This is a genomic window from Rhodococcus sp. SBT000017 (assembly GCF_003688915.1).
Lineage (GTDB): Bacteria > Actinomycetota > Actinomycetes > Mycobacteriales > Mycobacteriaceae > Rhodococcoides.
The window spans coordinates 3,222,122-3,243,900 of sequence record NZ_REFU01000001.1; the positions used below are offsets into that span (position 1 = coordinate 3,222,122).

Sequence of the window (21,779 nt, forward strand, 5' to 3'; positions counted from 1 at the left end):
GGACGCATGACTTCAGTAGTGAACTCGGGCATCGATCTCAGCTACCAGGACGAGAACACACGCGCGCAGGACGACCTGTTCGTGCACGTCAACGGCAAATGGCTCGAGGAGTACGCCATCCCGGCCGACCGTGCCGTCGACGGCGCATTCCGTACCTTGTACGACCGTGCCGAGGTCGACGTCCAGACCATCATCGAAGAGTCGGCCGACGCGAACCCGCCCGCGGGCAGCGACGCGCAGAAGATCGGCGACCTGTTCTCGAGCTTCATGGACGCCGATCGCGCAGAGCAACTCGGCGTCACGCCGATCGCCGACGAACTCACTGCCATCTCCGACGCCACCGACCTCGTCACCCTCGCAGGCGTTCTCGGCTCCCTGCAGCGCACGGGCGTCGGCGGCGCCATCGGCCACTACGTCGACACCGACGCCAAGCAGTCCGATCGCTACCTCGTGCACTTCAGCCAGTCCGGAATCGGCCTGCCGGACGAGTCGTACTACCGCCAGGACGAGTACGCCGAGATCCGCTCGAGCTACGTCGAGCACATCTCGAAGATGTTCGCACTCAGCGGCATCGAGTACGACGCGCAGACGGTGTTCGACCTCGAGCAGAAGATCGCCGCAGGCCACTGGGACGTCGTCGCCAGGCGTGACGCCGAGAAGAGCTACAACCTCGTCGACTACGATACGTTGGTTCAGAACGGTTCCGGATTCAACTGGGCCGCATGGATTTCCGGCCTCGGCGCAACCACCGAGCAGTTCGCCGAGATCGTGGTTCGGCAGCCTCCGTTCCTGAGCACCTTCGTCTCGCTGTGGAATTCCGAGGACATCGAAGCGTGGAAGGCGTGGCTGGCCTGGCGCGTCGTGCATTCACGGGCACCGTTCTTGACGAGCGCCATCGTCGACGAGAACTTCGCGTTCTACGGAACGACGCTGACCGGAACGGAGGAGAACCGCGAGCGCTGGAAGCGCGGCGTCTCCCTGGTTCAGGATGTGCTCGGCGAGGCCGTCGGCAAGCTCTACGTCGAACGCCACTTCCCGGCCGACTCCAAGGCTCGGATGAAGGTGCTGGTCGACAATCTCACCGAGGCCTACCGCCGCAACATCTCCGAGCTCGAATGGATGAGCCCGGAGACGCGCGAGAAGGCGTTGGACAAGCTGGGCAAGTTCACCCCCAAGATCGGCTACCCCGATCGTTGGCGCGACTACTCCGGCGTCGAGATCGTCGCCGACGACCTGCTCGGAAACTACCGCCGCGGTTACACCGCGGATTATCAGCGCGACCTCGACAAGCTCGGTGGACCCGTCGACCGTGACGAGTGGTTCATGACGCCGCAGACCGTCAACGCGTACTACAACCCCGGCATGAACGAGATCGTCTTTCCTGCAGCCATTCTGCAGCCACCGTTCTTCGACCCCGAGGCCGACGACGCCGCCAACTACGGCGGAATCGGAGCCGTCATCGGCCACGAGATCGGTCATGGTTTCGACGATCAGGGTGCCAAGTACGACGGTGACGGGAACATGGTCGACTGGTGGACCGACAACGACCGCACCGAATTCGGCAAGCGCACCACAGCACTGATCGAGCAGTACAACGAGTTCGAGCCCAAAGCACTGCCCGGCCACAAGGTCAACGGGGAGTTCACCATCGGCGAGAACATCGGCGACCTGGGTGGTCTGTCCATCGCCGTCGCCGCCTACGAGATCTCGCTCGAAGGCAAGGAAGCCCCGGTGCTCGACGGCCTGAGCGGACTGCAACGCGTGTTCTTCGGGTGGTCACAGGTGTGGCGCACCAAGGCCCGCGACGCCGAGGCGATCCGTCGACTCGCCGTCGATCCGCACTCACCGCCGGAGTTCCGCTGCAACGGCGTCGTGCGAAATCTCGACAGTTTTCACGAAGCATTCGACGTACAGCCCGGAGATGCGCTGTACTTGGAGCCGGGGAAGCGCGTCAGGATCTGGTAGTTCCGAGTAGGGCAATGGGGAGGGAATTTCGGATGAGGGAATACGCACGCTGGCTTGCCGCTCACGGGGTCATCAGGTTCGGGGCCAAACGAGCAGCGGCCGCGGGTGATCCGCAGGCGATGCTGGTAGCCGATCCGGCGACGCGGGCCAATCCGACGCCGGTCTACGAGAAGCTCCGCGCCACCGCGCCGCTGGTGAAGACTCGGATCTCGAACATCACCGTGCACCACCGGGTGGCGTTCGATCTGCTGCGATCGGACGACTTCCGCGTCACTCAGCTGGGTGCAACCCTCCCCGGTCCGTTGCGGTGGATCGAGGAACACACCAGATCCGGCGCACTGCACCCGATTCTGCCGCCGTCACTGCTCTCGGTGGAGCCACCCGACCACACCAGGTACCGCAAGCTGGTGTCCTCGGTCTTCACCGCCCGCGCGGTGAAGAAGATGCGCGATCAGGTGCAGGAAACTGCCGATGCTCTGCTCGACGAGCTGTCCGACGGCTCTCCGGTCGTCGACATCGTCGATCGCTATTGCGCGCGGCTGCCGGTCGCGGTCATCGGGCGCATCCTCGGCGTTCCCGAGGAGGACAATCAACGAGTCCTCGAGTTCGGCGAGATGGCCGCACCCAGTCTCGACATCGGATTGTCGTGGTCTCAGTTCAAGCAGGTCGAGCGTGGGCTGATCGGTTTCGACGCCTGGCTCTCGCAACACATTGCCGGATTGCGCCGCAACCCCGGTGACGATCTGATGAGCCAGCTGATCGCTGCGGAGGACGAGGGCATCGGCCTCAACGACGAGGAGCTCAGGGCCACTGCAGGTCTGGTGTTGGCTGCAGGGTTCGAGACGACGGTCAATCTGCTCGGCAGCGGCATCCAACTTCTGCTGGATCATCCCGACCAACTGGCTGTGCTGCAACAGGATCCGTCGCACTGGCCCACCGCTGTCGACGAGATGCTGCGGATGGAGTCTCCCGTACAGCTCACGGCCCGCATGGCCAAGCGCGACGTGGAGGTCGAGGGGGTGACGGTACACGAGGGCAAGCTCGTCGTGCTGGTACTGGCCGGTGCCAATCGGGATCCGCTGGTGTTCGAGGACCCCAATCGCTTCGACGTGACCCGCGCCAATGCCGGTAAGCACCTGTCGTTCTCGGGAGGGCGTCACTACTGCCTCGGTGCTGCACTCGCCAAGGCCGAATCGGAAGTGGGCCTCAAGACCCTGTTCGATCGGTTCCCTCACCTGCGGACGGCAGGCGAGGGAACCCGACGCAACACCCGAGTCCTACACGGGTGGGCCACTCTCCCGGTGGATCTCGGCCAGCCTGCTACGACAACCGCAGGCCGGTAGCGGAGTCGAAGAAGAACAGCTCGTCCAGCTTGGGAACCAGTCGAATGGTTTCGGCCAATGCGATGGACAACTTGCGGTCGACACGGACCGAGATTCGTCCGGACGCAGTCGTCCACCCACCGTCGGTGCTGGGCGCGGAGGCGTAGACGAACGACTCCGCACCCAGTTCCTCGATCAGCTCGACGGTCAGTTGCAGGCCGGTACTGTCGCCCACCAGATCCCACGACTCCGGGCGGATACCGACAACGACGCGCTCGCCCGCCGAGGACGGGACGGGGATGCGCAACTCACCGAGTACGGCCGCGCCGTCGCGCACGGGGGCGTCGACCAGATTCATGCCGGGTGACCCGATGAATCCGGCGACGAACGTGTTGACGGGATTGTCGTACAACTCCCGCGGAGCGGCGATCTGCTGCAATTTGCCGTCCAACAGAACCGCGACGCGATCACCCATGGTCATTGCCTCGACTTGATCATGCGTGACGTACACCGTCGTGGTGCCCAATCGTCGTTGCAGACCGGCGATCTGGGCTCTGGTCGACACCCGCAACTTGGCGTCGAGGTTGGACAATGGCTCGTCCATGCAGAACACCTTGGGCTGACGCACGATGGCGCGCCCCATGGCCACTCGCTGACGCTGCCCGCCGGAGAGCTTGCCGGGCTTGCGTCCCAGCAGTGGCTCGAGCTCGAGCATCTTCGCCGCATCGAGTACTCGGGCTGCGCTGTCGGACTTGCTCATTCCGGCATTGCGCAGCGCGAAGCCCATGTTGTCGCCGACGGTCATGTTGGGGTACAGCGCGTAGTTCTGGAACACCATCGCGACGTCCCTGGCCCGCGGAGCCAGCGAGGTGACGTCCACTCCGCCGATGTCGATGTGACCGCTTTCGACGGACTCGAGACCGGCGAGCATCCGCAGACTCGTCGACTTCCCACAGCCCGAAGGTCCGACGAGAACGATGAATTCACCGTCCGCGATGTCGAGTTCGAGGTTGTCGACGGCGAGCGAATCGGCACCCGGGTACCGGTGCGAGACACCGGCGTAGTGAACGGCGGCCATAACTGCGGCAGCTTCGGGGTGATCTGGCGGTCGATGATCTGCTGCAGCTGATCCGAGACGGATGCGAATGTCGTTGCGACATCGGCGTTCTGCAGCGCGATCTGCTCGAGTCCAGTACCGATAATCTTGTCGCCGCCGGGAACGAACACGCGGGCGTAGTCCTGCGAGCGGGTCAGCGCCAGTTGGTCCACGGCCGTCTTCGCGTTGGGGTTCGCCTCGAGGAATGCGATCTCCGACGGGTCCTGCTGCGCAGACTTGCGAACCGGCATGTAGCCGGTGTTCTGCGAGAAGTAGGCGGTGTTGGCGCCGTTGGTGACGAAGTCGATGAATTTGAGCGCGTTCACCTTTCGCTCGTCCGAGATCTTCGCTGGGATGGCCAGGCCCGCACCACCGGTGGGGCAGCCGGGGGTGCCTTCGGTGGCCGGCAGGAAGGCAGTACCGAACTCGAACGCGGCACCGGCCTTGATGGTGGACAGGTCGCCGGTGGAGGCGATGGTGGACGCGAGGATGCCCGCGGCGAAGTCGTTGGCGATGTCGTTGGACACCGCGGCGTACTTCTTCGTGTGAATCATGTCCTGCAGGAACTTGCCTGCCGCAATGGTATTGGGGTCGTCGAACTTGAGCTCGAACTGATCGGAGTACGATCCGCCGAACGTCCAGATCGGTCCCTCGAACGTCCACCCGAGGTAGTCGACGGCGTTGCCCCAACCGTGAGCGAGCTTGCCGTTTCCGACGACGGCCTGGATGCGCGGACCCCATTCGTCGAATTCCTGCCAGGTGGCCGGTCCGCGATCGGGCAGGCCGGCCTGCTGCCAGACGGCCTTGTTGTAGTAGAACAGCGGCGTCGAGCGCGCGTAGGGCAATGCCCAGTGGCTGCCGTTCCAGTTGTAGTCGGCCAGCAGTGAATCCACGTAGTCGGACTGGTCGACGCCCGCTGCGGAGAAGTGCTTGTCCAGCGGCTCGATCGCACCGGTGAGCGCGTAGTTGAACCACCAGACGTCCGAGAGCACGACGACGTCGGGCACATCGTTGCCGGAGAGCGCAGCGTTGAACTTCTGCGACACCTCCTCGTAGTTCTTGCCACCGTCGATGAGGTTGACCGTCAGGCCGGGGTTCTCGGCCTGGAAGCGTGAGATCAGTTCCTGCTCGAACTCCTGGGACTTGCCCGGGTGGTTCGACCAGAAATTGATGGTGTTCGCATCGCCTTCGACGGCCTCGCCGCCCGACCCGCCCGATCCGGGGCCGCTGCACGCAGCGAGGGCAGCAGCGGCGGCAGCCGCACCGGTGAGCGTGAGGAAACCACGCCGATTGATGATGTGTGCCATGGTGTTCGACTCCTGATAGTGAGGTGAATCAGCCCTTGACCGCACCGGAGGTGAGGCCCTTGATCATGTGGCGTTGCAGGACGAGAAAGACGAGAAGGATCGGCAGAATGGTCAGCACCGTCGCGGCCATCACCGCACCCCAGTTGGTGTAGCCCTCGCTGTTCTGGAGCAGCGTCAACCCCACCGGAAGCGGTGCGACCGACGAGTCGTCGGACATCAGGAACGGCCAGAGGTACTCGTTCCATTCGGTGACGATCGTGATGATGGCGAACGCAACCATGGTCGGGCCCGACAGCGGCAGGATCACCCGGAACATCAGCCGTACCGGCCCGGCACCGTCCATCCGCGCGGCTTCGATGATCTCCGGCGGCAGCGACAGGAAGTGATTGCGCATCAGGAAGGTACCGAAGGCGACACCGGCCAGCGGAATGATGATGCCCTGGAACGAGTTCCGCCATCCCAACTCGGAGATGAGCGAGTAGTTGGAGATGACGGTGATCTGATTGGGCACCATGAGCGCGGCGATGATGACGAGAAAGACGATGTTCTTGCCCGGGAAGCGCAGGAACACCAGACCGTAGGCGCTGAGAACCCCGAGAACGAACTTGATGGACGACACGGCCGTGGTGATGATGATGGAGTTGCGTAGATACGTGAAGAACGGCACCTCCGTCGTCGCCTCGTCGTAGTTCTGTGGATGAAACACGCTGGGCCACCACGTGACCGGCTGAACGTAGATGTCCGGTCGATCCTTGAAGGAGGTGATCAGGATCCAGAACAGTGGCAGCCCGATCATCAGCAGGACGGCGACCATGGCCGCGTATCCGAGGATGTTCGCGCTACGACGCGCACGGTGCTGGTCGCGCGGCCCTGGCACCTTCTCCGGTGTGGCCGTCCGAGGCTTGTCGGTCACAGTCATCGCTGATCGTCTCGATCCATGATTCGTACCTGCACGAGGGTGACGATCAACAGCACGAGGAACAGGATCGTCGCGACAGTGGCGCCGTAGCCGGCCCGGAAGTTGCGGAACGTCTCCTCGTAGACCTGATAGACCATCGTGGTGGTGCCGGTGCCGAGCGGGCCGCCGCGCGTCATGACGTTGATGATGTCGAAGACCTGGAGCGAATTGAGCAGCACCGTGATGGAGAGGAAGAACGTCGTCGGACGCAGTTGCGGCAGAAGCACTTTGCGGAACGTGGTCCAGCGGCTCGCCTGATCGATCTCGGCCGCTTCCATCAATTCCTTACGCACGCCCTGCAGGGCCGCGAGGTAGATGACGAAGGTGTAGCCCAGGTTCTTCCAGAGGTACGTCACGGTGATCATGACCATGGCCCACTTGGGGTCCTGATAGAAATCCGGAACGGCGCCGAGACCGAAGCGTCGCATCAGATCCTGGACCAGCCCGAAGTTGGGGTCGAAGACGAACTGGAACGCGATACCGATCGCGGCACCCGAGATGACGTACGGGGCGAAGACGGCGGAGCGAACGAAGTTGCGGCCCCTGAGCTTTCGATCGAGCAGCAGTGCCAACACCAGGCCGAGAACCAGTGAGCCCACCACTGCGGCGACCGTGAACACGACAGTGTTGCCGACGATTTGCCAGGTGTCCTCGCGGGAGGCCCACTCGCGGTAGTTGTCGAAGCCGACGAACGTGGAGGTCGGCGAGGACAGGTTCCAGTCGAAGAACGAGAACTGGAAGTTCTCGACCAGCGGCCGATAGGTGAACACGCCCAGCAGAACCAGGTTGGGGCCCACCAGAATCAGGAAGAGCGCGTAATCGGTCCACGGCCGCGAGAAGAAACGCTTCTCGCGTGCCCTGGGCAGCACTCGTTCGGTTGTTGCACTCACCGCGAGGACTGTGCTCAGTCTCGGCTAACGAACGGTGAATTCGGCCCCAACGTGTGCCGTCACGCAGACCAAATGCTGCGCAGTGGTGCGGTTATGTGCCCGCTATGGCACTCAACCGCACCACTGCAAAGCACTCAACGGTTCCAGTCTCCGAGGCCGTCGGATCCGCTGAGGGTGCCGCCGTCGGTGTTGACGACGATGACGGGGTCGCCCTTCTGGACGTTCTCGAAGAACCACTTGCCGTCTTCGGTGCTGACGTTGAGGCAGCCGTGCGAGGCGTTGGAGTAGCCCTGCTGCGATTCCGACCACGGGGCCGCGTGCACGAAGATGCCGCTGTAGGAGATGCGCGTCGCATATTCGACGTACGTGCGGTAGCCCTCCTCGGAGTCCACGGGGACGCCGTAGGTGGACGAGTCCATGTACATGTCCCGGAATCGCTCGCCGACGATGTAGGTGCCGTTGGGGGTTTCGTGTCCGACCTTGCCCATCGAGGTGGGCATGGTGCGGACGACCTCGCCGTTGCGGGTGACGGTGATCTGCTTGGTGTTGTCGTCTGCGGTGGTGATGATGGAGTCGCCGGTGGAGAACTCGGCTTTCGCGCCACCTGCCTCGACGGTCACCTGGGTGTGCGCCGGGTAGAACTCGTTGGGCAGCCACCGGACCTGGGTGTCGTTGATCCAGTAGAAGTGCCCGGGTACGGACGGGGTGGTGGTGACGCGGATGGCGCGCAGCGCGGCGTCGCGATCGCCGATGGCCTCGTCGAAGCGGATGGCGATGGGCTGCGCGACTCCGACGACCTCGCCGCCGGAGGGGCTGATGCTGGGATCGGCGAAGTTCGCCGGTGCGAGCTGCGGAACGAGCTGTTGCGGAGCGGGTGCAGCCGGATCCGAGGACCCCGGCATTCCGGGGATGGAGACGTCCGGGCCGCCCGGCCACAGTGGCGCGGCCTGTGCGGAACCGAATGCGGCGGACGCAGCAAGGGCTGTACCTGCAACGATCGCGCCGATACGGGCGAATCTGCGTGTGCGAACCGGTGATGCCATGTAACCCGACCATCCTTTGTGCTGCGTCGCGATGCCCACCGACAGAGCTGTGCGTGAGCAAAGCCCATTAACACATACCGCCCCGACATTTGCTAATCGGATATCTCCGAAACGGACGAAAGAAACCGCGAGTACGAGTATCTTCCCGCAACCGGTCCCGAGCACTGTCTCTGCAGGCCAGGGCGTATGTGTCGGCAGCCGGGGAACGGGTATGTGCGAGGGGAGCACATCCCGTCCAGACACCGGCGGTTTCCGAAACGGACTCTTCTTCGTCCGGTGTCCGAAAAGGGTAGACCGTGATCTCCGATGCTCTCCCCCGTACCCCAGTCAGTCACATCGTCGTCGTCGTACCCGCGCACAACGAGCAGGATCTGCTCGACGCCTGCCTGACCGCCTTGGCGCGTGCGCAGCGCCGCGTCATGGACGTGGCCTCGGTGTCCGTCTCGACGATCGTCGTGCTCGATGCGTGCACCGACGACTCCGCGCTCATCGCGGCACGTCATCCGTCCGTGTCGGCTGTCGAGGTGGCTCATCGCAACGTCGGAGCGGCCAGAGCCGCCGGATTCGCGACGTACGCCCCCGAACACTGCGCATCCACCTGGTTCGCCACCACCGATGCCGACACCCGGGTGGGTGAGGACTGGCTGCTCGGCCATCTCCGGCACGCCGCAGAGGGTGCTCGAGCGATAGCAGGAACGGTGGCCGTCGATTTCGAGGGCCACGTCGAGGAGAACCTCGGGCTGAGGTCGTCGTACGACGCGCACTACCGCAACGAGTTCGGCCACCCACACGTGCACGGTGCCAACCTCGGTGTCCGAGCGACGGAGTACCTCTCCGTCGACGGATTTGCACCACTGACCACCGGCGAGGACCACGATCTGGTCCGACGCCTCGAGCTCGGCGGCATCGAGTGCCGTCGGGTGTGCGACATCCCTGTCACGACGTCGGGTCGACTGCGCGGGAGAGCGCCCGACGGCATGGCCGGATTCCTACGTTCCCTGGAGGCCACCGCATGAGCGAGACCGGTTTTCTCGAATCCACCGACCGAACAGACATCGACACCGGACTGCGCGCCGCGTTCTTGGCGTTCGAGGCGGACGGCCGTCTCGACCTCGCGCTGCCCGGCTCGGGATACACCGATCTGCGCTGGCAGTCGCTCGCCGCCCTGAGCCGTCACAACACGGTGCTGGGCCGATGGTCCGAAGCGCATACCGACGCGATCGCGATCCTGCACGAACTCGACGGCCCGACGCCGCAGCGCGGGCAGATCTGGGGAGTGTGGGCTGCGGAACCGCCTGCGCCGATTCTCGAAGCGGTGCTGGAGGATTCGGGCTGGGTTCTCACCGGAACGAAACCGTGGTGCTCGGGTGCGTCACTGTGCACGCACGCTCTGGTCACTGCGCGCGTGGAGGGCAGTCCTCGACTGTTCGCCGTCGATCTGACGCATCCGGGCGCAACTCCGGTACCGAACACGTGGCATGCGGTGGGGATGAGCGAGAGCGATTCCGGCTCGGTCGCATTCGACAGCGTCCCGGCCGTTGCGGTCGGCGGACCGGCCGACTACCTCACCCGGCCGGGCTTCTGGCACGGGGCCATCGGGGTGTCGGCAGCCTGGTTCGGTAGCGCGTGCGCGGTGGCGGACACGCTGCATGCCGCCGTCCGCGACAGGCCGGATCCGCACCGTGCCGCACATCTCGGTGCCATCGCGGCAGCACTCGGTGCGGCGTCGAGCGCGCTGACCACCGCTGCAGCCGAGGTGGACGCGGATCCGTTCGACCGCTCCGGTCGAGCCCGAATCCGAGCCCGCATCGTGCGGGCGGTGGTCGAGGATGCGGCGACTCAGTGCATCGACCGCGTCGGTCGCGCTCTCGGTGCAGGCCCGCTGTGCAGCGATGCCGAGCACGCGCGACGCGTCGCAGATCTCACCGTCTATCTGAGGCAGAGCCACGCCGAACGCGATCTCGAAGCGCTCGGACACGACATCGCCGAGGAGGACAACCCATGGTAGAGAACGCATTCGACGCCGAAGTCGATGTCGGCACCGCCGAATCGGACTGGATGTCGGCCGACTGGTCCATCCCCGGTCTGCAGTGGAAGGACGTCGTCACCATGGTCGTCGTCGCACCGCACCCGGACGACGAGGTACTCGGCGTCGGTGGCCTGCTGTCGTTGGCGGCCGCGGCAGGTGTCGACGTGAGGGTGGTCGCGGTGACCGACGGCGACGGCTCCCATCCCGGTTCCCCGACCGTCACGGCGGAGGATCTGCGTGCGCGTCGCCCCGTCGAATCCGAGCGTGCCTTGGCCGAGTTGGGTATCGACCACTCTCCGAGGCGTCTGCAGATCGCCGACGGGGCCGTCGAGAATCACGAGGGTGCAGTGGCCGACGCACTGATACCGCTGCTCGACGCCGCCCCGGGCACCTGGTGCCTGGCTCCGTGGCGTGGCGACGGACATCCCGACCACGAAGCCACTGCGCGTGCCTGTCTCACCGCGGCGGACGCCGTCGGGATTCCCGTAGTGGAGTATCCGATCTGGATGTGGCACTGGGCAACTCCGAGTCATCCTGCTGTGCCGTGGACGCGCGGGCGTCGTATCGATCTGCCGCCGCACACCCTCGACGCGAAGCGAGCGTCGATCGAGCAGTTCGATTCCCAGATCCGTCCACTGTCCGATCATCCCGCGGACCGAGCGGTGTTGCCGCCGCACATATTGGCGCGCTACCGGCGACCGTTCGAGGTGGTGTTCGCGTGAGCCAGGGTTCTCGAACGAGTCAGGGTTCTCGAACAAGCCTGGGTGCCGAGTACTTCCGTACCGTGTATGCGGTCAAGGACGATCCGTTCATGCTCGACAGCAAGTGGTACGAGCGTCGTAAATATGCTCTGACCCTGGCGTCGCTACCGAAGCCGCATTATCGGCGCGCGCTCGAACCCGGCTGCTCCATCGGGGTGCTCACCGAACAGCTGGCGACCCGGTGCGATCACGTGGTGTCCACCGACGTGGTGGACAGCGCCCTCGATTCCGCACGCAGGCGCGTCGGTGACACTGCTGCAGTCGAATTCGCGCTGTGGTCGTTGTCCGACGACTGGTCTACGCTGCCCACACCCGAGGCGATGTTCGATCTCATCGTCATCAGCGAGGTCGGGTACTACCTCGACGCCGACGACCTGACGGCGGCGGCGACCCGCGTCGTCGAGCGTCTGGAGGCCGGCGGCACTCTGGTGGCGGCGCACTGGCGTCACGACGTGGACGACTATCCGATCTCGGGTGACCGCGTACACGAGATCATCGCCGCTACAACGGGATTGGCGCTACTGAGTCGCTACCTGGACGAGGACGTCCGGATCGAGGTCTTCGTCGCCTCGGACGCTCCGGCGGTGTCGGTCGCGAGTACCGACGGCCTCGACGTGCGCTGACTGCGCTCGACCTCTGGAGACGGGGCTCAGTCGGTGGACTTCGCCGCGTCGATGACCAGCTTTTCCGCGAGGTCGGCGAGTTTGACGTTGGTGTCCTGAGACAGCTTGGCCAGCAATGCAAATGCCGCTTGCGAATTCAGGTTGTAACGCTCCATCAACATGCCCTTGGCCTGACCGATCAGATCTCGGCTCGTCAACGCGGCCCGGATCTGCTGCTCCTCGCGTGCGGTGGAGAACGCAATGGCCGCGTGCGCAGCGAACAGCGAGCCGATCGACTCTGCCTCGACTGAGAAGGCGTTCTTTCGGGTGGAGTGCAGGTTCAACGCGCCGAAGTTGACGCCTTCGACATAGAGCTGGAAGCAGATCATGCTCTTGACCCCGAGCGCGGACGCGGCGTCTGCAAACAGTGGCCAGCGGGTGTCGCTGTCCATGTCGTCGATCCTGATGGTGGTCTGTTCGATCGCCGATTCGAGGCAGGGGCCCTCGCCCAGCTGCTCCTGAATCTTGTCGCAGTGGCCTGCGGGTTCTCCCGACAGCGCCGCGCTGTGGACGAACTTGCCCTGCAGCACGGTGGTGATGGACGCGAACTCTGCCGACGGCACATTGGCCACCGCGGACTCGGTGATGACGGCCAGAACCCGATCGGGATCGGAATGCTGACGACGCAGCTTCTCGGCAACCTCGGCCAGCCGTCGACTCAGCTCGAAATCGGTGACCGACGGGCGAGTGCCCGTCGTCGAATCCATGGTCTGCTCGCTGATGGTCGTCACCTCGTCCTGCTGCTGCACGCGTCCTGATACTGCACAGGGGCGCATCCCGGCATCGGCGATATGCCGACAACACAGGATACGCCCCTGATCACAAAGCTCAACGACCGTTAGCGGGACGTCAGAGAGTGCTGGGTGCGATCAGCGAGTGCACGTACCCGATTTTCTTCACGACGGTCGGCGGCAGCACGAACGGGTAGAGGTCCTGGTGTCCCATCGATCGGTTGATCTGGTTCAGCGCCCACGACAGCGGCAACCACCAGTCGACGATCTGATCGAAGCCGACGTCACCCGGCAGCGGGCTCTCCAGCGTCGAACCGGCCGGTGCCATACCGAACGCCGCGGCCGTGTCGAGGGTGTCGCGGATGTGGAGGTAGTGCGCGAACGTCTCGGCCCAGTCCTCGGCGGGGTGCATGGTGGCGTAGGACGAGACGTAGTTGTCCTCCCAGCCCTCGGGCGCACCTTCGCTGTAGTGACGATCGAGGGCGTCCTGGTAGCTCGAATCGGGATCCCCGAACAGATCCTCGAAGGCCGCGCGGTGCTCACCGTCTCCGACCAGCACCATCTGGTAATAGTGGCCGATCTCGTGCCGGAAGTGCCCGACGAGCGTGCGGTACGGCTCGGACATCGCCACGCGCAGCTGTTCGCGGTGCACGTCGTCGCCCTCGGCGAGGTCGAGGGTGATCAGGCCGTTGTCGTGGCCGGTCATCACCTGCTGTTCGGCGCTCGAGAGCAGATCGAACACCAGGCCGGTCGCGGTGTCCTCGTCCCGGCCCACGATGGGCAGTCCCAGTTCGGTCAGTTCGAGTACGACGCGACGCTTGTTGGTCTCGGCGTCGGCGTACGCGGCCATCGCGTCGACGTCGTCGTCGGCGGGGCGAGTGCGGGTGAGCCGGCAGGACACGCAGAGATCGTCGGAGTCGGCGGCGTCGACGAGCCAGTTGCAGCGCGCAGTGTTGAGGTTGGCGCACATCTTCCACGTGGCCCCGTCCACCTCTGCCTCGGCGACACCGTCGTCGGCCTTGTCGGGGAGCACCAGCAGGGCTCTGCTCGGCAGATGGAAGCCGAGTGCGCTCGAGCAGCTCAGACACAGTGAGTTCTCGAACGACAGCTTCTGTCCGCATTTGCGGCAGATGAAATCACGCATGGATGTTCCTTCGTGGCAGGGGTGAGTCGGACTCGTATTCCCGTTTATTGGCTGACTAATGCCGAATCCCGAATATGTCGTGCACATCTCTCGTCGTGCGCCGGATTCGACAGCGCAATAACGTTACTCTCCGAGCTCCCACCTGCATGGAAGCAAACCGGCGACACTCGCGTTGGTACAGACTGCTTCACAACACTCTCCGAGAGGACGCGGGCGGCAGATGGCAGATCGGATCACGCCGACGAATCGGCCCATGGCACGGTTCGTCGAACGGATCTCGCGGGCTCGCGGCGAGAGAAACAGCGAGACTCTGGCGGCGGGCTTTCTGCTCGCGGCGACACTGATCGCCCTGATCTGGGCCAACTCGCCCTTCGGCGAGACCTATCAGTCGTTCTGGCACACCGAGCTGTCGGTCACCATCGGCGAACACGGCATCTCCCTCGACCTCGCCCACTGGGTCAACGACGGGCTCATGGCGTTGTTCTTCTTCGTCGTCGGGCTCGAGGTCAAGCGTGAGTTCGCGATGGGTGAGCTCACCGACCGATCCCGTGCCGCGATACCGATCGTCGCTGCCGTTGCCGGCCTGGCCGCGCCTGCATTGCTGTTCCTCGCCTTCAATCCGTCCGGACCCGCGGCTCAGGCGTGGGGCGTCGTGATTTCCACCGACACCGCGTTCCTGCTCGGGGCACTTGCCGTCCTCGGACCCAAGAAGGCTGCGCGGCTGCGCATCTTCCTGCTCACTCTCGCTGTCGCGGACGATGTGGGCGCACTGGCGATCATCGCGTTCTTCTACACCGACGATCTCGACGTGGTGCCGCTGATTCTGGCGTTCGCCGGGCTCGGACTGATCTTCCTGCTGCGGAGGCTCGAGGTGTGGCGCGGCGTCGGGTACTTCGTCGTCGCACTGTTCACGTGGGTTGCGATGTACGAGTCCGGAGTGCACCCCACTCTTGTGGGAGTGATGATCGCGCTGATCCTTCCGGTCTACCCGCCGCGACGCACCGAGGTGGAACGCGCGTCGGACCTGACCCGCGCGTTCCGGCAGTCGCCCAATCCCGAATACGCCCGCGCGGCCCGCCTCGGACTCGATCGCGCGGTGTCGGTCAACGAACGTCTCATGCGGCTCTATCAGCCCTACACAGCGTTCATCATCGTGCCGATCTTCGCGCTGGCCAACGCCGGCGTGGTGCTGAGCTCGGACACGCTCGAAGCTGCGTCGACCTCGACACTCACCTGGGGCATCATCGCTGGTCTCGTCCTCGGCAAGCTCGTCGGAATCACCGCTGCCTCCGCCGTGTTCGCGAAACTGCGACCGTCGTCCCTGGCTCCGGGACTGACACTGTCGCACATCGCGGGCGGTGCGGCGATGTCCGGAATCGGGTTCACGATCTCGCTGTTCATCATCGACCTCGCCCTCGACGACGAACTGCTGGCCGACGAGGCACGCGTCGGTGTGTTGGCGGCCTCGGTCATCGCGGCGGTGCTGGGCTGGATCCTGTTCCGCATCGACGAGAAGGTCCACCCGCCGAAAGCCGAAGCATCTCTGCGCATTCTGCGCCCTGTCAGTGCCAAGCGTGATCACATCCGCGGTCCGGTGGATGCACCACTGACCATCGTGGAGTACGCGGACTTCGAGTGCCCGTTCTGCAGCAAGGCAACCGGCAGCGTCGCCGAGGTACGCAAACACTTCGGCGACGACCTGCGCTACGTCTACCGGCACCTGCCGCTCGACGACTATCACCCGCACGCCCGCTACGCCGCGTACGCCAGTGAGGCCGCCGCAGCGCAGGGCAAGTTCTGGGAGATGGCCGACGTGTTGTTCCGCAACAGTGATGCTCTCGAACCCGACGACATCGACGGCTACGCACGCGAACTCGGCCTCGACATGGACAAATTCGAGGACGACATCCGCACCGGCGATCACGTCGTTCGCGTCGAGGACGACGAACTCGACGCCTCGTCCTCGGACGTCGACGGCACCCCGACGTTCTACCTGGGACGCGGCGACAAGAACCTGACCCGACACATCGGACCATACGATGCAGCAACGTTGATCCGGGCGCTCGAAATAAGGTGATCGTGGGCAAGGATGCACGGAACGCGTCTGCGTCGACGGGATCCCGTCGATTCGGCACCGTAGTGTGCATCCTTGCCCGGCGACAGGGCACGTGCGCCGTCGTTCACCGTCTCGACGCTGGAAGAATCCACACACCACTGAAGCCGACCGGACGGTATGCTGCAGCGAGGCTATAGCGACCGAGGTAGAGGGGATCGAATGTGGACGCAGAATCCGCGCGCGCGGTAACGGGAGCGATCGCGCTGACACTGTTCGTGTTGTCGCTGACGGTATTCGCCACAGCGCTGGTGACCAAAGGGCCTGATCAGGAACCGAATTCGCTGATCGGCATCAAGACACGGGCAACCAAGTCCAGCAAGGAAGCCTGGGTCGCCGGCCATCGAGCCGCATATCCCTACATGATGGCGGGTGCCACCCACTGCCTTGCCTCGTCGGCACTGATCGCGGGGCTACTCGCTCTGGGTTCCGTCCCCGCCACGGCGATGCTGACGCTCTCGGTGGCACTGGCGCTCGGCGGAGCCGTCATCCTGACACTGAGCGGCATCAAAGCCGACCGAGAAGCCAAACGACACGTGGGCACAGCGTGATCGACCCGCTCGAGGATCAGCTGTCCGTACGATTACCCTCCGCATCCCAGTGCTCGGCAACCTTTTTCGAGGGCTGCACTCGTGGCGGTTCGCCGGGCATCTTGGGGTAATCCGGCGGGAAGTTCAGCTCCCCACCGGGCAGTGTTTCCCACAACTGCAGAAGGGGTTCGAGGGAGTAGGCCTGCTCGTCCATATCGGCCCACGGGTCTCCGTCCCGAATCAGCTCCGGCACCGTGACGAGGTTGTATTCACGCGGGTCGGTGACGTCGGCCAACTGTGACCACGCCATCGGGGTGCTCACCGTCGCGCCCGGTCGAGCTCGCAGACTCCACGCGCTGGCGATGGTTCGGTCACGGTTGTTCTGGTTGTAGTCGATGAAGATGCGTTCTCCGCGTTCCTCTTTCCACCAGTTGGTGGTCACCCCGTCGTCGCGGCGTTCGAGTTCTCGGCCCAGACCGATGGCCGCGTGCCGCACCTGTTCGAAGGTGTACTGCGGCTCGATGCGGACGTAGATGTGGATGCCCCGATTACCGCTGGTTTTCGGGTAGCCGCGTAAGCCCAACTCTTCCAACAGCTCTCGGGCCACGTCGGCCACTCGCAGGGCGTCCGCGAACGTGGTGCCCGGCTGAGGATCGAGATCGAGCCGCAGCTCGTCGGGATGGTCGACGTCCGGTCGTCGCACCGGCCACGGGTGAAATGTCAGCGTGCCCATCTGAGCCGCCCACACCAGCGCAGCCGGTTCCGACGGGCACAGCTCCTCGGCGGTGCGCTTGCTGGGGAACGCGATCTTCACCGTCTCGATCCACTCGGGCGCACCCTTGGGCAACCGCTTCTGATAGAAACCGTCACCCTCCTTGTCCTGGGGGCCGAGCGCCAATCTCATGCCGTCGCGATAGCCGTCGGGCCATCGTTCCATCGCGGTGGGGCGGTCTCCGATCGCCCGCATCAGTGGCCCCCCGACGGCTGCGAAGTACTTGCACACCTGCAGTTTGGTGATCTCCGGAGTGTGTTCGGTCGCCTCGTAGATCACGCGATCGGGGCTCGACACCCGTACTTCACGTTCGCCGGCCTGCACAAACGCCGGTGGTGTTTTCGCGGCCATGGCTATCGTCCCCCGGCAATGACGTCGGCAACGTCGTAGCGCACCGGAACCTCGAGTTGGTCGTAAGCGCACGAGCGCGGATCACGATCGGGTCGCCACCGCAGGAAGCGCGCCACGTGCCGCAGCCGTGCCCCTTCCATCTGATCGTAGGCCACCTCGATGACCCGCTCGATACGCACCGGGATCCAGTTGCGGTCGTTCGACGAATTCCAACGGGTCGCTTCACCGTCGTACGTGACGTCGTCGCCGAGTCGGAGCGGTTCGAGTTCTTCGAGCAGTTCCAACCGGCGCTTGTCGGTGAACGCCGACGCACCGCCGATCATCCGCAGGTCATCACCGTCGTACAGTCCGAGCAGCAGAGATCCGATACCGTTGCCGGACTTGTGGATTCGATAGCCGATCAACACGCAGTCGGCGGTACGCGCATGCTTGATCTTGATCATCTCGCGCTTGTTCGGCAGATAGGGCCCATCGAGCTTCTTGGCCACCACACCGTCCAGCCCGGCACCCTCGAAACGCTCGAACCAGTCCTCGGCCACCGCCGCATCCTCGGTCGCCGAGGTGACGAAACAACTCCTCGGGTGCGGACCGACCACGTCGAGCAGTCTCGCGCGCCGAGTCGAGAACGGCTCCCCCGTCAGGTCCTCGTCGCCGACGGCCAACAGATCGAAGCCGATGAACTGCGCCGGCGTCTTCTCCGCGAGCATCGTCACCCGACTCGCTGCGGGATGAATCCGTTCGGACAGTGACTCCCAGTCGAGGCGAGTGGAACCGCCCTTCTCGCGGGGTACGACGATCTCGCCGTCGACGACGATCTTCTCGGGCAGCTCGGCCTTGATCGCCTCGACCAACTCCGGGAAATAGCGGGCCAGGTCCTTGCCGCCGCGTGATCCGAGCACCACCTCGTCTCCGTCACGGAAGACGATGGCGCGGAACCCGTCCCATTTCGGCTCGTACGACCACACCGCGGGCCCGTCCTCGGGCTGGGCGGGCACCACTTTTGCGGCTTTGGCGAGCATCGGCGCGACCGGCACGGCAAGAGGAAGATCCACGCAGTTCATCCTGCCTCATGCAGCCGACAAGCGAGTCCGATATTTTCTACACGAGCGCGGTCGATGGACACGGCACGCTCGAACCTACGAGGGCAGGACTCACCATGGCGTCATCCAACCGTTCGGTCCGCGCTCTCGTTCTCGCGCTGTCGTCGTGCGCAGCCCTGATACTCGGCGGGTGCGCCTCGGAGGTGTCCGGTACCGCCGTCGCGATCTCCGGTGCCACCATTCCCGCCACCACGACCACCAACCCTCCCACCGCCCCACCGACCAACGACATCGACGACGGCGGCAGTGTAGACATCGACGTGGAGATCGGCGAGTGCGTCACCCTGGGCGGCACCGTCGACGAGGCGGCCATCGCCAACGCGACCTGCGGATCTCCGCAGTCCAACTACGTCGTCTTCGCCAAGACACCCACCTCGGCCGAGTGCCCCGAGGACGCCGATCAGTACTACTACGAGACCTACTTCGACATCGAACAGGGAGCCCTGTGCCTCGACATCGACTGGCAGGTCGGCGGATGCATGGACCTCGTCGGTGAATTCGCGCAGCGGATCGACTGCGCCACCCCCGGTGCCGACACCCGCCGCGTCGTGACCATCCTGCAGGGCACCTCGTCCGTCGACGACTGCCCCGACCCGGCGCTGTACGGATTCGAGAAGGACTCACGCAACTTCGTCGTCTGCGTCGAACGGTTGTGACCGCTGAGGGCATCGCACTCTCGAGCCCGAGGGGCCGTTGGATCGTCGCAGCCACGGTGCTCGGTTCGGCTCTGGCGATGCTCGACGCCACCGTGGTCAATATTGCGCTGCCGGCCATCGGTCGCGATCTCGGTTCGGGCGTCACCGGTCTGCAGTGGACGCTGAGCGGTTACACCTTGACGCTGGCCTCGCTGATTCTGCTGGGCGGCTCCCTCGGTGACCGGCTGGGACGCAGGCGGGTGTTCGTCTGGGGCACCGTCTGGTTCGCAGCCGCATCGGTGCTGTGCGGGCTCGCCCCCAGTATCGAGGTGCTGATCGCGGCGCGGCTCCTTCAGGGGGTCGGTGCGGCATTACTGACGCCGGGTTCTCTCGCGCTGATCTCGGCCTCCATCAAGGCAGAGGATCGAGGAGCCGCGATCGGTCTGTGGTCGGGGCTGGGCGGCGTCGCGTCGGCGGTCGGTCCGTTGCTCGGAGGCTGGTTGGTCGACGCCGTCGGGTGGCGTTCGGTGTTCCTGATCAACATTCCACTCGCCGTCGTGGTCGTCTGGGTGGCGGCGAAACACGTTCCGGAGAGCCGAGATCCGCACGCGTCCGGCCGACTCGACGTGCCGGGCGCGGTGACCGTAGCGGCGGCGCTGGGTCTACTCACGTACGGTCTGATCGAGTCACACACCCTGGCCCTCGCGCTGGGTGTCGTCGCGGCCGGGGTGTTCGTGGTGATCGAGCGTCGCTCGCACGATCCACTGGTTCCGCCGTCGCTGTTCGTCTCACGAGTGTTCCTGGCAGCCAACCTCGTCACCTTCGCCGTGTACGCGGCCCTGGGCGGCGTGTTCTTCCTTCTGGTGTTGCAGTTGCAGTTCGCCGTGGGCTACTCACCCATCGCGGCCGGGGTCGCCACGCTGCCGATCACCGCTCTCATGCTCGTCCTGTCCGCCCGCGCGGGGCGAATCGCCGGACGCATCGGACCTCGTGTTCCGATGACCGTCGGGCCGCTGCTCTCGGCACTGGGGCTGTTGCTGATGTTGCGCATCGGGCCCGGATCCACCTATGCCACAGACGTTCTGCCCGCGGTTCTCGTCTTCGGGCTCGGATTGTCCACTCTGGTGGCCCCGCTGACCGGAGCGGTTCTGGGCGCGGTGTCCACCGATCGCGCCGGAATCGCCTCGGGTGTCAACAACGCCGTGGCCCGCACCAGTCAACTGCTCGCCGTGGCCGCGCTGCCTGCGCTCGCCGGTATCACAGGGTCCGATTACGCTGCGCCGGAAGTGTTCTCGGACGGCTTCCACACCGCGATGCTGATGTGCGCCGGACTGCTGGTGATCGGTGCAGCCATCGCGGCAGCACTGATCCGCGGCACCGGCGAGGACGCGTCGAACTGCCCACCGCACTGCGACATCGGCTCACCACCACCTGCCTCGCGTCGGAGCGCGTGACTCACCGCACGATCAGCACCGAGCAGTCGGCGTGGTGGACGAGATTCTGACTGACCGATCCCAGAATCGTTCCACGCAGAGCACCTCGACCTCGAGAACCCACCACGAGCATCGACGCCGACGCCGACATCGCCCGCAAGCCTCGCGTCGGGCTCGACTGCGCGCTCACAGTGCTCAGCGCAACATCAAGGTACTTCTCGTGCATTTTCTCCACATGCGTGTCGAGCCAATGCTTTTCGTGAGCGCGAATACCCACCCAGTCGACGCCCTCGAATCCCGTTCCCAGCCCCGGCTGTGCGGCGAATCCCCAATAGTTCGCGGCGACCACCGGTGCACCGACGGTGTGCGCGAACTCGAGCGCTGCACTCAACGCTCGATCCGACTGCTCACTTCCATCGACGCCCACCACGATGGGCCTGGCGGGATCGACGCTCTCGCCACCGCTACGGACGAGCAGCACGGGGCAAGGGGCGTGCGTGACAACTCGGAGAGTGTTGCTTCCCAGGGTCAGGTCTCGTAGTGCACTCGACTTCCTCGATCCCAGCACGATCAATTCGGCGTCGGCATTCGACAGGTACGACGCGATCGTGCCGTCGACGGTGACGATGTCGACGGACACCTCGGGTGCAACGTCGTGCATCGCTCCGGCCGCACGGGTGAGATGCTTTCGCCCGATCATGCGGAGGTCCCGCTCGAGTGCCCCGCCGTCGACGAACGCTGCCGATCCGTACCAATCACCCTCGGGGACGGCGTGAATCAACCGAACGGACGCATGTGTCTTCGCCGCGTAGGTGGCCGCCCACAGCGCTGCGGCATCGGCCTCGGTGGAACCGTCGATGCCCACCAGGATGGGAAGCACGCGGTCGGTGAAATTGCTCATGATGTGTTCCTGTCTCGATGGTGATGCCGTCGGGTC

19 protein-coding genes and 1 pseudogene are annotated in these 21,779 nt (G+C 64.8%); 10 read left to right on the forward strand and 10 right to left on the reverse strand.

The window, feature by feature from the left end; all coding sequences use genetic code 11:
* Positions 1-6: 6 nt before the first annotated feature.
* Both AYK61_RS14985 and AYK61_RS14990 read left to right on the forward strand, forming a co-directional pair.
* Positions 7-1,965, forward strand: a complete 1,959-nt coding sequence (locus AYK61_RS14985) for a M13 family metallopeptidase (protein ID WP_121871364.1) — start codon at positions 7-9, stop codon at positions 1,963-1,965.
* Positions 1,966-1,997: 32 nt separating this feature from the next.
* On the forward strand, positions 1,998-3,308 hold the full coding sequence (locus tag AYK61_RS14990) for a cytochrome P450 (RefSeq protein ID WP_121871365.1): 1,311 nt from the start codon (positions 1,998-2,000) through the stop codon (positions 3,306-3,308).
* Here AYK61_RS14990 and AYK61_RS14995 read toward each other — a convergent pair.
* The 5 genes and pseudogenes from AYK61_RS14995 to AYK61_RS15015 all read right to left on the reverse strand — a co-directional run bounded on the left by AYK61_RS14995 (position 3,286) and on the right by AYK61_RS15015 (position 8,581).
* A complete protein-coding gene (locus AYK61_RS14995) occupies positions 3,286-4,365 on the reverse strand; it encodes an ABC transporter ATP-binding protein (RefSeq protein ID WP_121871366.1) in 1,080 nt (359 codons plus the stop codon). The two genes, AYK61_RS14990 and AYK61_RS14995, sit on opposite strands and share 23 nt — an antisense overlap.
* Before the next feature lie 2 nt (positions 4,366-4,367).
* A pseudogene (locus AYK61_RS15000) lies at positions 4,368-5,690 on the reverse strand (ABC transporter substrate-binding protein); the annotation flags it as partial.
* Between the two features lie 28 nt (positions 5,691-5,718).
* A complete protein-coding gene (locus AYK61_RS15005; RefSeq protein ID WP_121871367.1) occupies positions 5,719-6,609 on the reverse strand; it encodes a carbohydrate ABC transporter permease in 891 nt (296 codons plus the stop codon).
* Complete coding sequence (locus tag AYK61_RS15010; protein WP_183130292.1) at positions 6,606-7,538, reverse strand: carbohydrate ABC transporter permease; 933 nt, start codon at positions 7,536-7,538, stop codon at positions 6,606-6,608. The genes AYK61_RS15005 and AYK61_RS15010 overlap by 4 nt, the downstream gene beginning before the upstream one ends.
* 134 nt (positions 7,539-7,672) lie before the next feature.
* Positions 7,673-8,581: a L,D-transpeptidase gene (locus AYK61_RS15015; RefSeq protein ID WP_121871369.1), complete on the reverse strand. Its 909-nt coding sequence runs from the start codon at positions 8,579-8,581 to the stop codon at positions 7,673-7,675.
* A 296-nt stretch (positions 8,582-8,877) separates the two neighbouring features.
* On the opposite strand from AYK61_RS15015, the gene AYK61_RS15020 reads away from it, so the two are divergent.
* From AYK61_RS15020 to AYK61_RS15035, 4 genes are all read left to right on the forward strand, one after another.
* Positions 8,878-9,597 (forward strand): glycosyltransferase family 2 protein, encoded by a 720-nt coding sequence (locus tag AYK61_RS15020; protein WP_121871370.1) that lies wholly within the window; start codon positions 8,878-8,880, stop codon positions 9,595-9,597.
* A complete protein-coding gene (locus AYK61_RS15025; protein WP_121871371.1) occupies positions 9,594-10,589 on the forward strand; it encodes an acyl-CoA dehydrogenase family protein in 996 nt (331 codons plus the stop codon). The genes AYK61_RS15020 and AYK61_RS15025 overlap by 4 nt, the downstream gene beginning before the upstream one ends.
* Positions 10,583-11,332: a PIG-L deacetylase family protein gene (locus tag AYK61_RS15030; protein ID WP_121871372.1), complete on the forward strand. Its 750-nt coding sequence runs from the start codon at positions 10,583-10,585 to the stop codon at positions 11,330-11,332. Before AYK61_RS15025 ends, AYK61_RS15030 begins: the two co-directional genes overlap by 7 nt.
* A gap of 89 nt (positions 11,333-11,421) precedes the next feature.
* Positions 11,422-11,994: an SAM-dependent methyltransferase gene (locus AYK61_RS15035; protein ID WP_121872773.1), complete on the forward strand. Its 573-nt coding sequence runs from the start codon at positions 11,422-11,424 to the stop codon at positions 11,992-11,994.
* 26 nt (positions 11,995-12,020) lie between these two features.
* Here AYK61_RS15035 and AYK61_RS15040 read toward each other — a convergent pair whose 3' ends face one another.
* Positions 12,021-12,764: a GAF and ANTAR domain-containing protein gene (locus AYK61_RS15040; protein ID WP_121872774.1), complete on the reverse strand. Its 744-nt coding sequence runs from the start codon at positions 12,762-12,764 to the stop codon at positions 12,021-12,023.
* A gap of 118 nt (positions 12,765-12,882) precedes the next feature.
* Complete coding sequence (locus AYK61_RS15045) at positions 12,883-13,908, reverse strand: putative zinc-binding metallopeptidase (RefSeq protein WP_121871373.1); 1,026 nt, start codon at positions 13,906-13,908, stop codon at positions 12,883-12,885.
* A gap of 220 nt (positions 13,909-14,128) precedes the next feature.
* Between AYK61_RS15045 and nhaA the strand changes: the two genes are divergently transcribed.
* Positions 14,129-15,985, forward strand: coding sequence for a Na+/H+ antiporter NhaA (nhaA, locus tag AYK61_RS15050; RefSeq protein WP_121871374.1), 1,857 nt, complete (start codon positions 14,129-14,131; stop codon positions 15,983-15,985).
* A 200-nt stretch (positions 15,986-16,185) separates the two neighbouring features.
* Positions 16,186-16,572, forward strand: a complete 387-nt coding sequence (locus AYK61_RS15055; protein ID WP_121871375.1) for an SdpI family protein — start codon at positions 16,186-16,188, stop codon at positions 16,570-16,572.
* 16 nt (positions 16,573-16,588) lie between these two features.
* On the opposite strand, the gene AYK61_RS15060 is transcribed toward AYK61_RS15055, so the two are convergent.
* Positions 16,589-17,674, reverse strand: coding sequence for a DNA polymerase domain-containing protein (locus AYK61_RS15060; protein WP_121871376.1), 1,086 nt, complete (start codon positions 17,672-17,674; stop codon positions 16,589-16,591).
* 2 nt (positions 17,675-17,676) lie between these two features.
* Complete coding sequence (locus AYK61_RS15065; protein WP_121872775.1) at positions 17,677-18,726, reverse strand: ATP-dependent DNA ligase; 1,050 nt, start codon at positions 18,724-18,726, stop codon at positions 17,677-17,679.
* 104 nt (positions 18,727-18,830) lie between these two features.
* Here AYK61_RS15065 and AYK61_RS15070 point away from each other — a divergent pair, with 104 nt between their 5' ends.
* The gene (locus tag AYK61_RS15070; protein WP_121871377.1) at positions 18,831-19,430 is read left to right on the forward strand and encodes a hypothetical protein; all 600 of its coding nucleotides are present in this window, start codon (positions 18,831-18,833) and stop codon (positions 19,428-19,430) included.
* A complete protein-coding gene (locus AYK61_RS15075; RefSeq protein ID WP_121871378.1) occupies positions 19,427-20,863 on the forward strand; it encodes an MFS transporter in 1,437 nt (478 codons plus the stop codon). The genes AYK61_RS15070 and AYK61_RS15075 overlap by 4 nt, the downstream gene beginning before the upstream one ends.
* A 1-nt stretch (position 20,864) precedes the next feature.
* On the opposite strand, the gene AYK61_RS15080 is transcribed toward AYK61_RS15075, so the two are convergent.
* Complete coding sequence (locus tag AYK61_RS15080; protein WP_183130293.1) at positions 20,865-21,743, reverse strand: universal stress protein; 879 nt, start codon at positions 21,741-21,743, stop codon at positions 20,865-20,867.
* Between the last annotated feature and the right edge of the window lie 36 nt (positions 21,744-21,779).

What these genes read in the sequence shown, in the direction of transcription:
- AYK61_RS14985 (WP_121871364.1), top strand. Translation starts at nt 7, where the DNA reads ATGACTTCAGTAGTGAACTCGGGCATCGATCTCAGCTACCAGGACGAG.
- AYK61_RS14990 (WP_121871365.1), top strand. Translation starts at nt 1,998, where the DNA reads ATGAGGGAATACGCACGCTGGCTTGCCGCTCACGGGGTCATCAGGTTC.
- AYK61_RS14995 (WP_121871366.1), bottom strand. Translation starts at nt 4,365, where the DNA reads ATGGCCGCCGTTCACTACGCCGGTGTCTCGCACCGGTACCCGGGTGCC.
- AYK61_RS15005 (WP_121871367.1), bottom strand. Translation starts at nt 6,609, where the DNA reads ATGACTGTGACCGACAAGCCTCGGACGGCCACACCGGAGAAGGTGCCA.
- AYK61_RS15015 (WP_121871369.1), bottom strand. Translation starts at nt 8,581, where the DNA reads ATGGCATCACCGGTTCGCACACGCAGATTCGCCCGTATCGGCGCGATC.
- AYK61_RS15025 (WP_121871371.1), top strand. Translation starts at nt 9,594, where the DNA reads ATGAGCGAGACCGGTTTTCTCGAATCCACCGACCGAACAGACATCGAC.
- AYK61_RS15030 (WP_121871372.1), top strand. Translation starts at nt 10,583, where the DNA reads ATGGTAGAGAACGCATTCGACGCCGAAGTCGATGTCGGCACCGCCGAA.
- AYK61_RS15035 (WP_121872773.1), top strand. Translation starts at nt 11,422, where the DNA reads ATGCTCGACAGCAAGTGGTACGAGCGTCGTAAATATGCTCTGACCCTG.
- AYK61_RS15045 (WP_121871373.1), bottom strand. Translation starts at nt 13,908, where the DNA reads ATGCGTGATTTCATCTGCCGCAAATGCGGACAGAAGCTGTCGTTCGAG.
- nhaA (WP_121871374.1), top strand. Translation starts at nt 14,129, where the DNA reads ATGGCAGATCGGATCACGCCGACGAATCGGCCCATGGCACGGTTCGTC.
- AYK61_RS15060 (WP_121871376.1), bottom strand. Translation starts at nt 17,674, where the DNA reads ATGGCCGCGAAAACACCACCGGCGTTTGTGCAGGCCGGCGAACGTGAA.
- AYK61_RS15070 (WP_121871377.1), top strand. Translation starts at nt 18,831, where the DNA reads ATGGCGTCATCCAACCGTTCGGTCCGCGCTCTCGTTCTCGCGCTGTCG.
- AYK61_RS15080 (WP_183130293.1), bottom strand. Translation starts at nt 21,743, where the DNA reads ATGAGCAATTTCACCGACCGCGTGCTTCCCATCCTGGTGGGCATCGAC.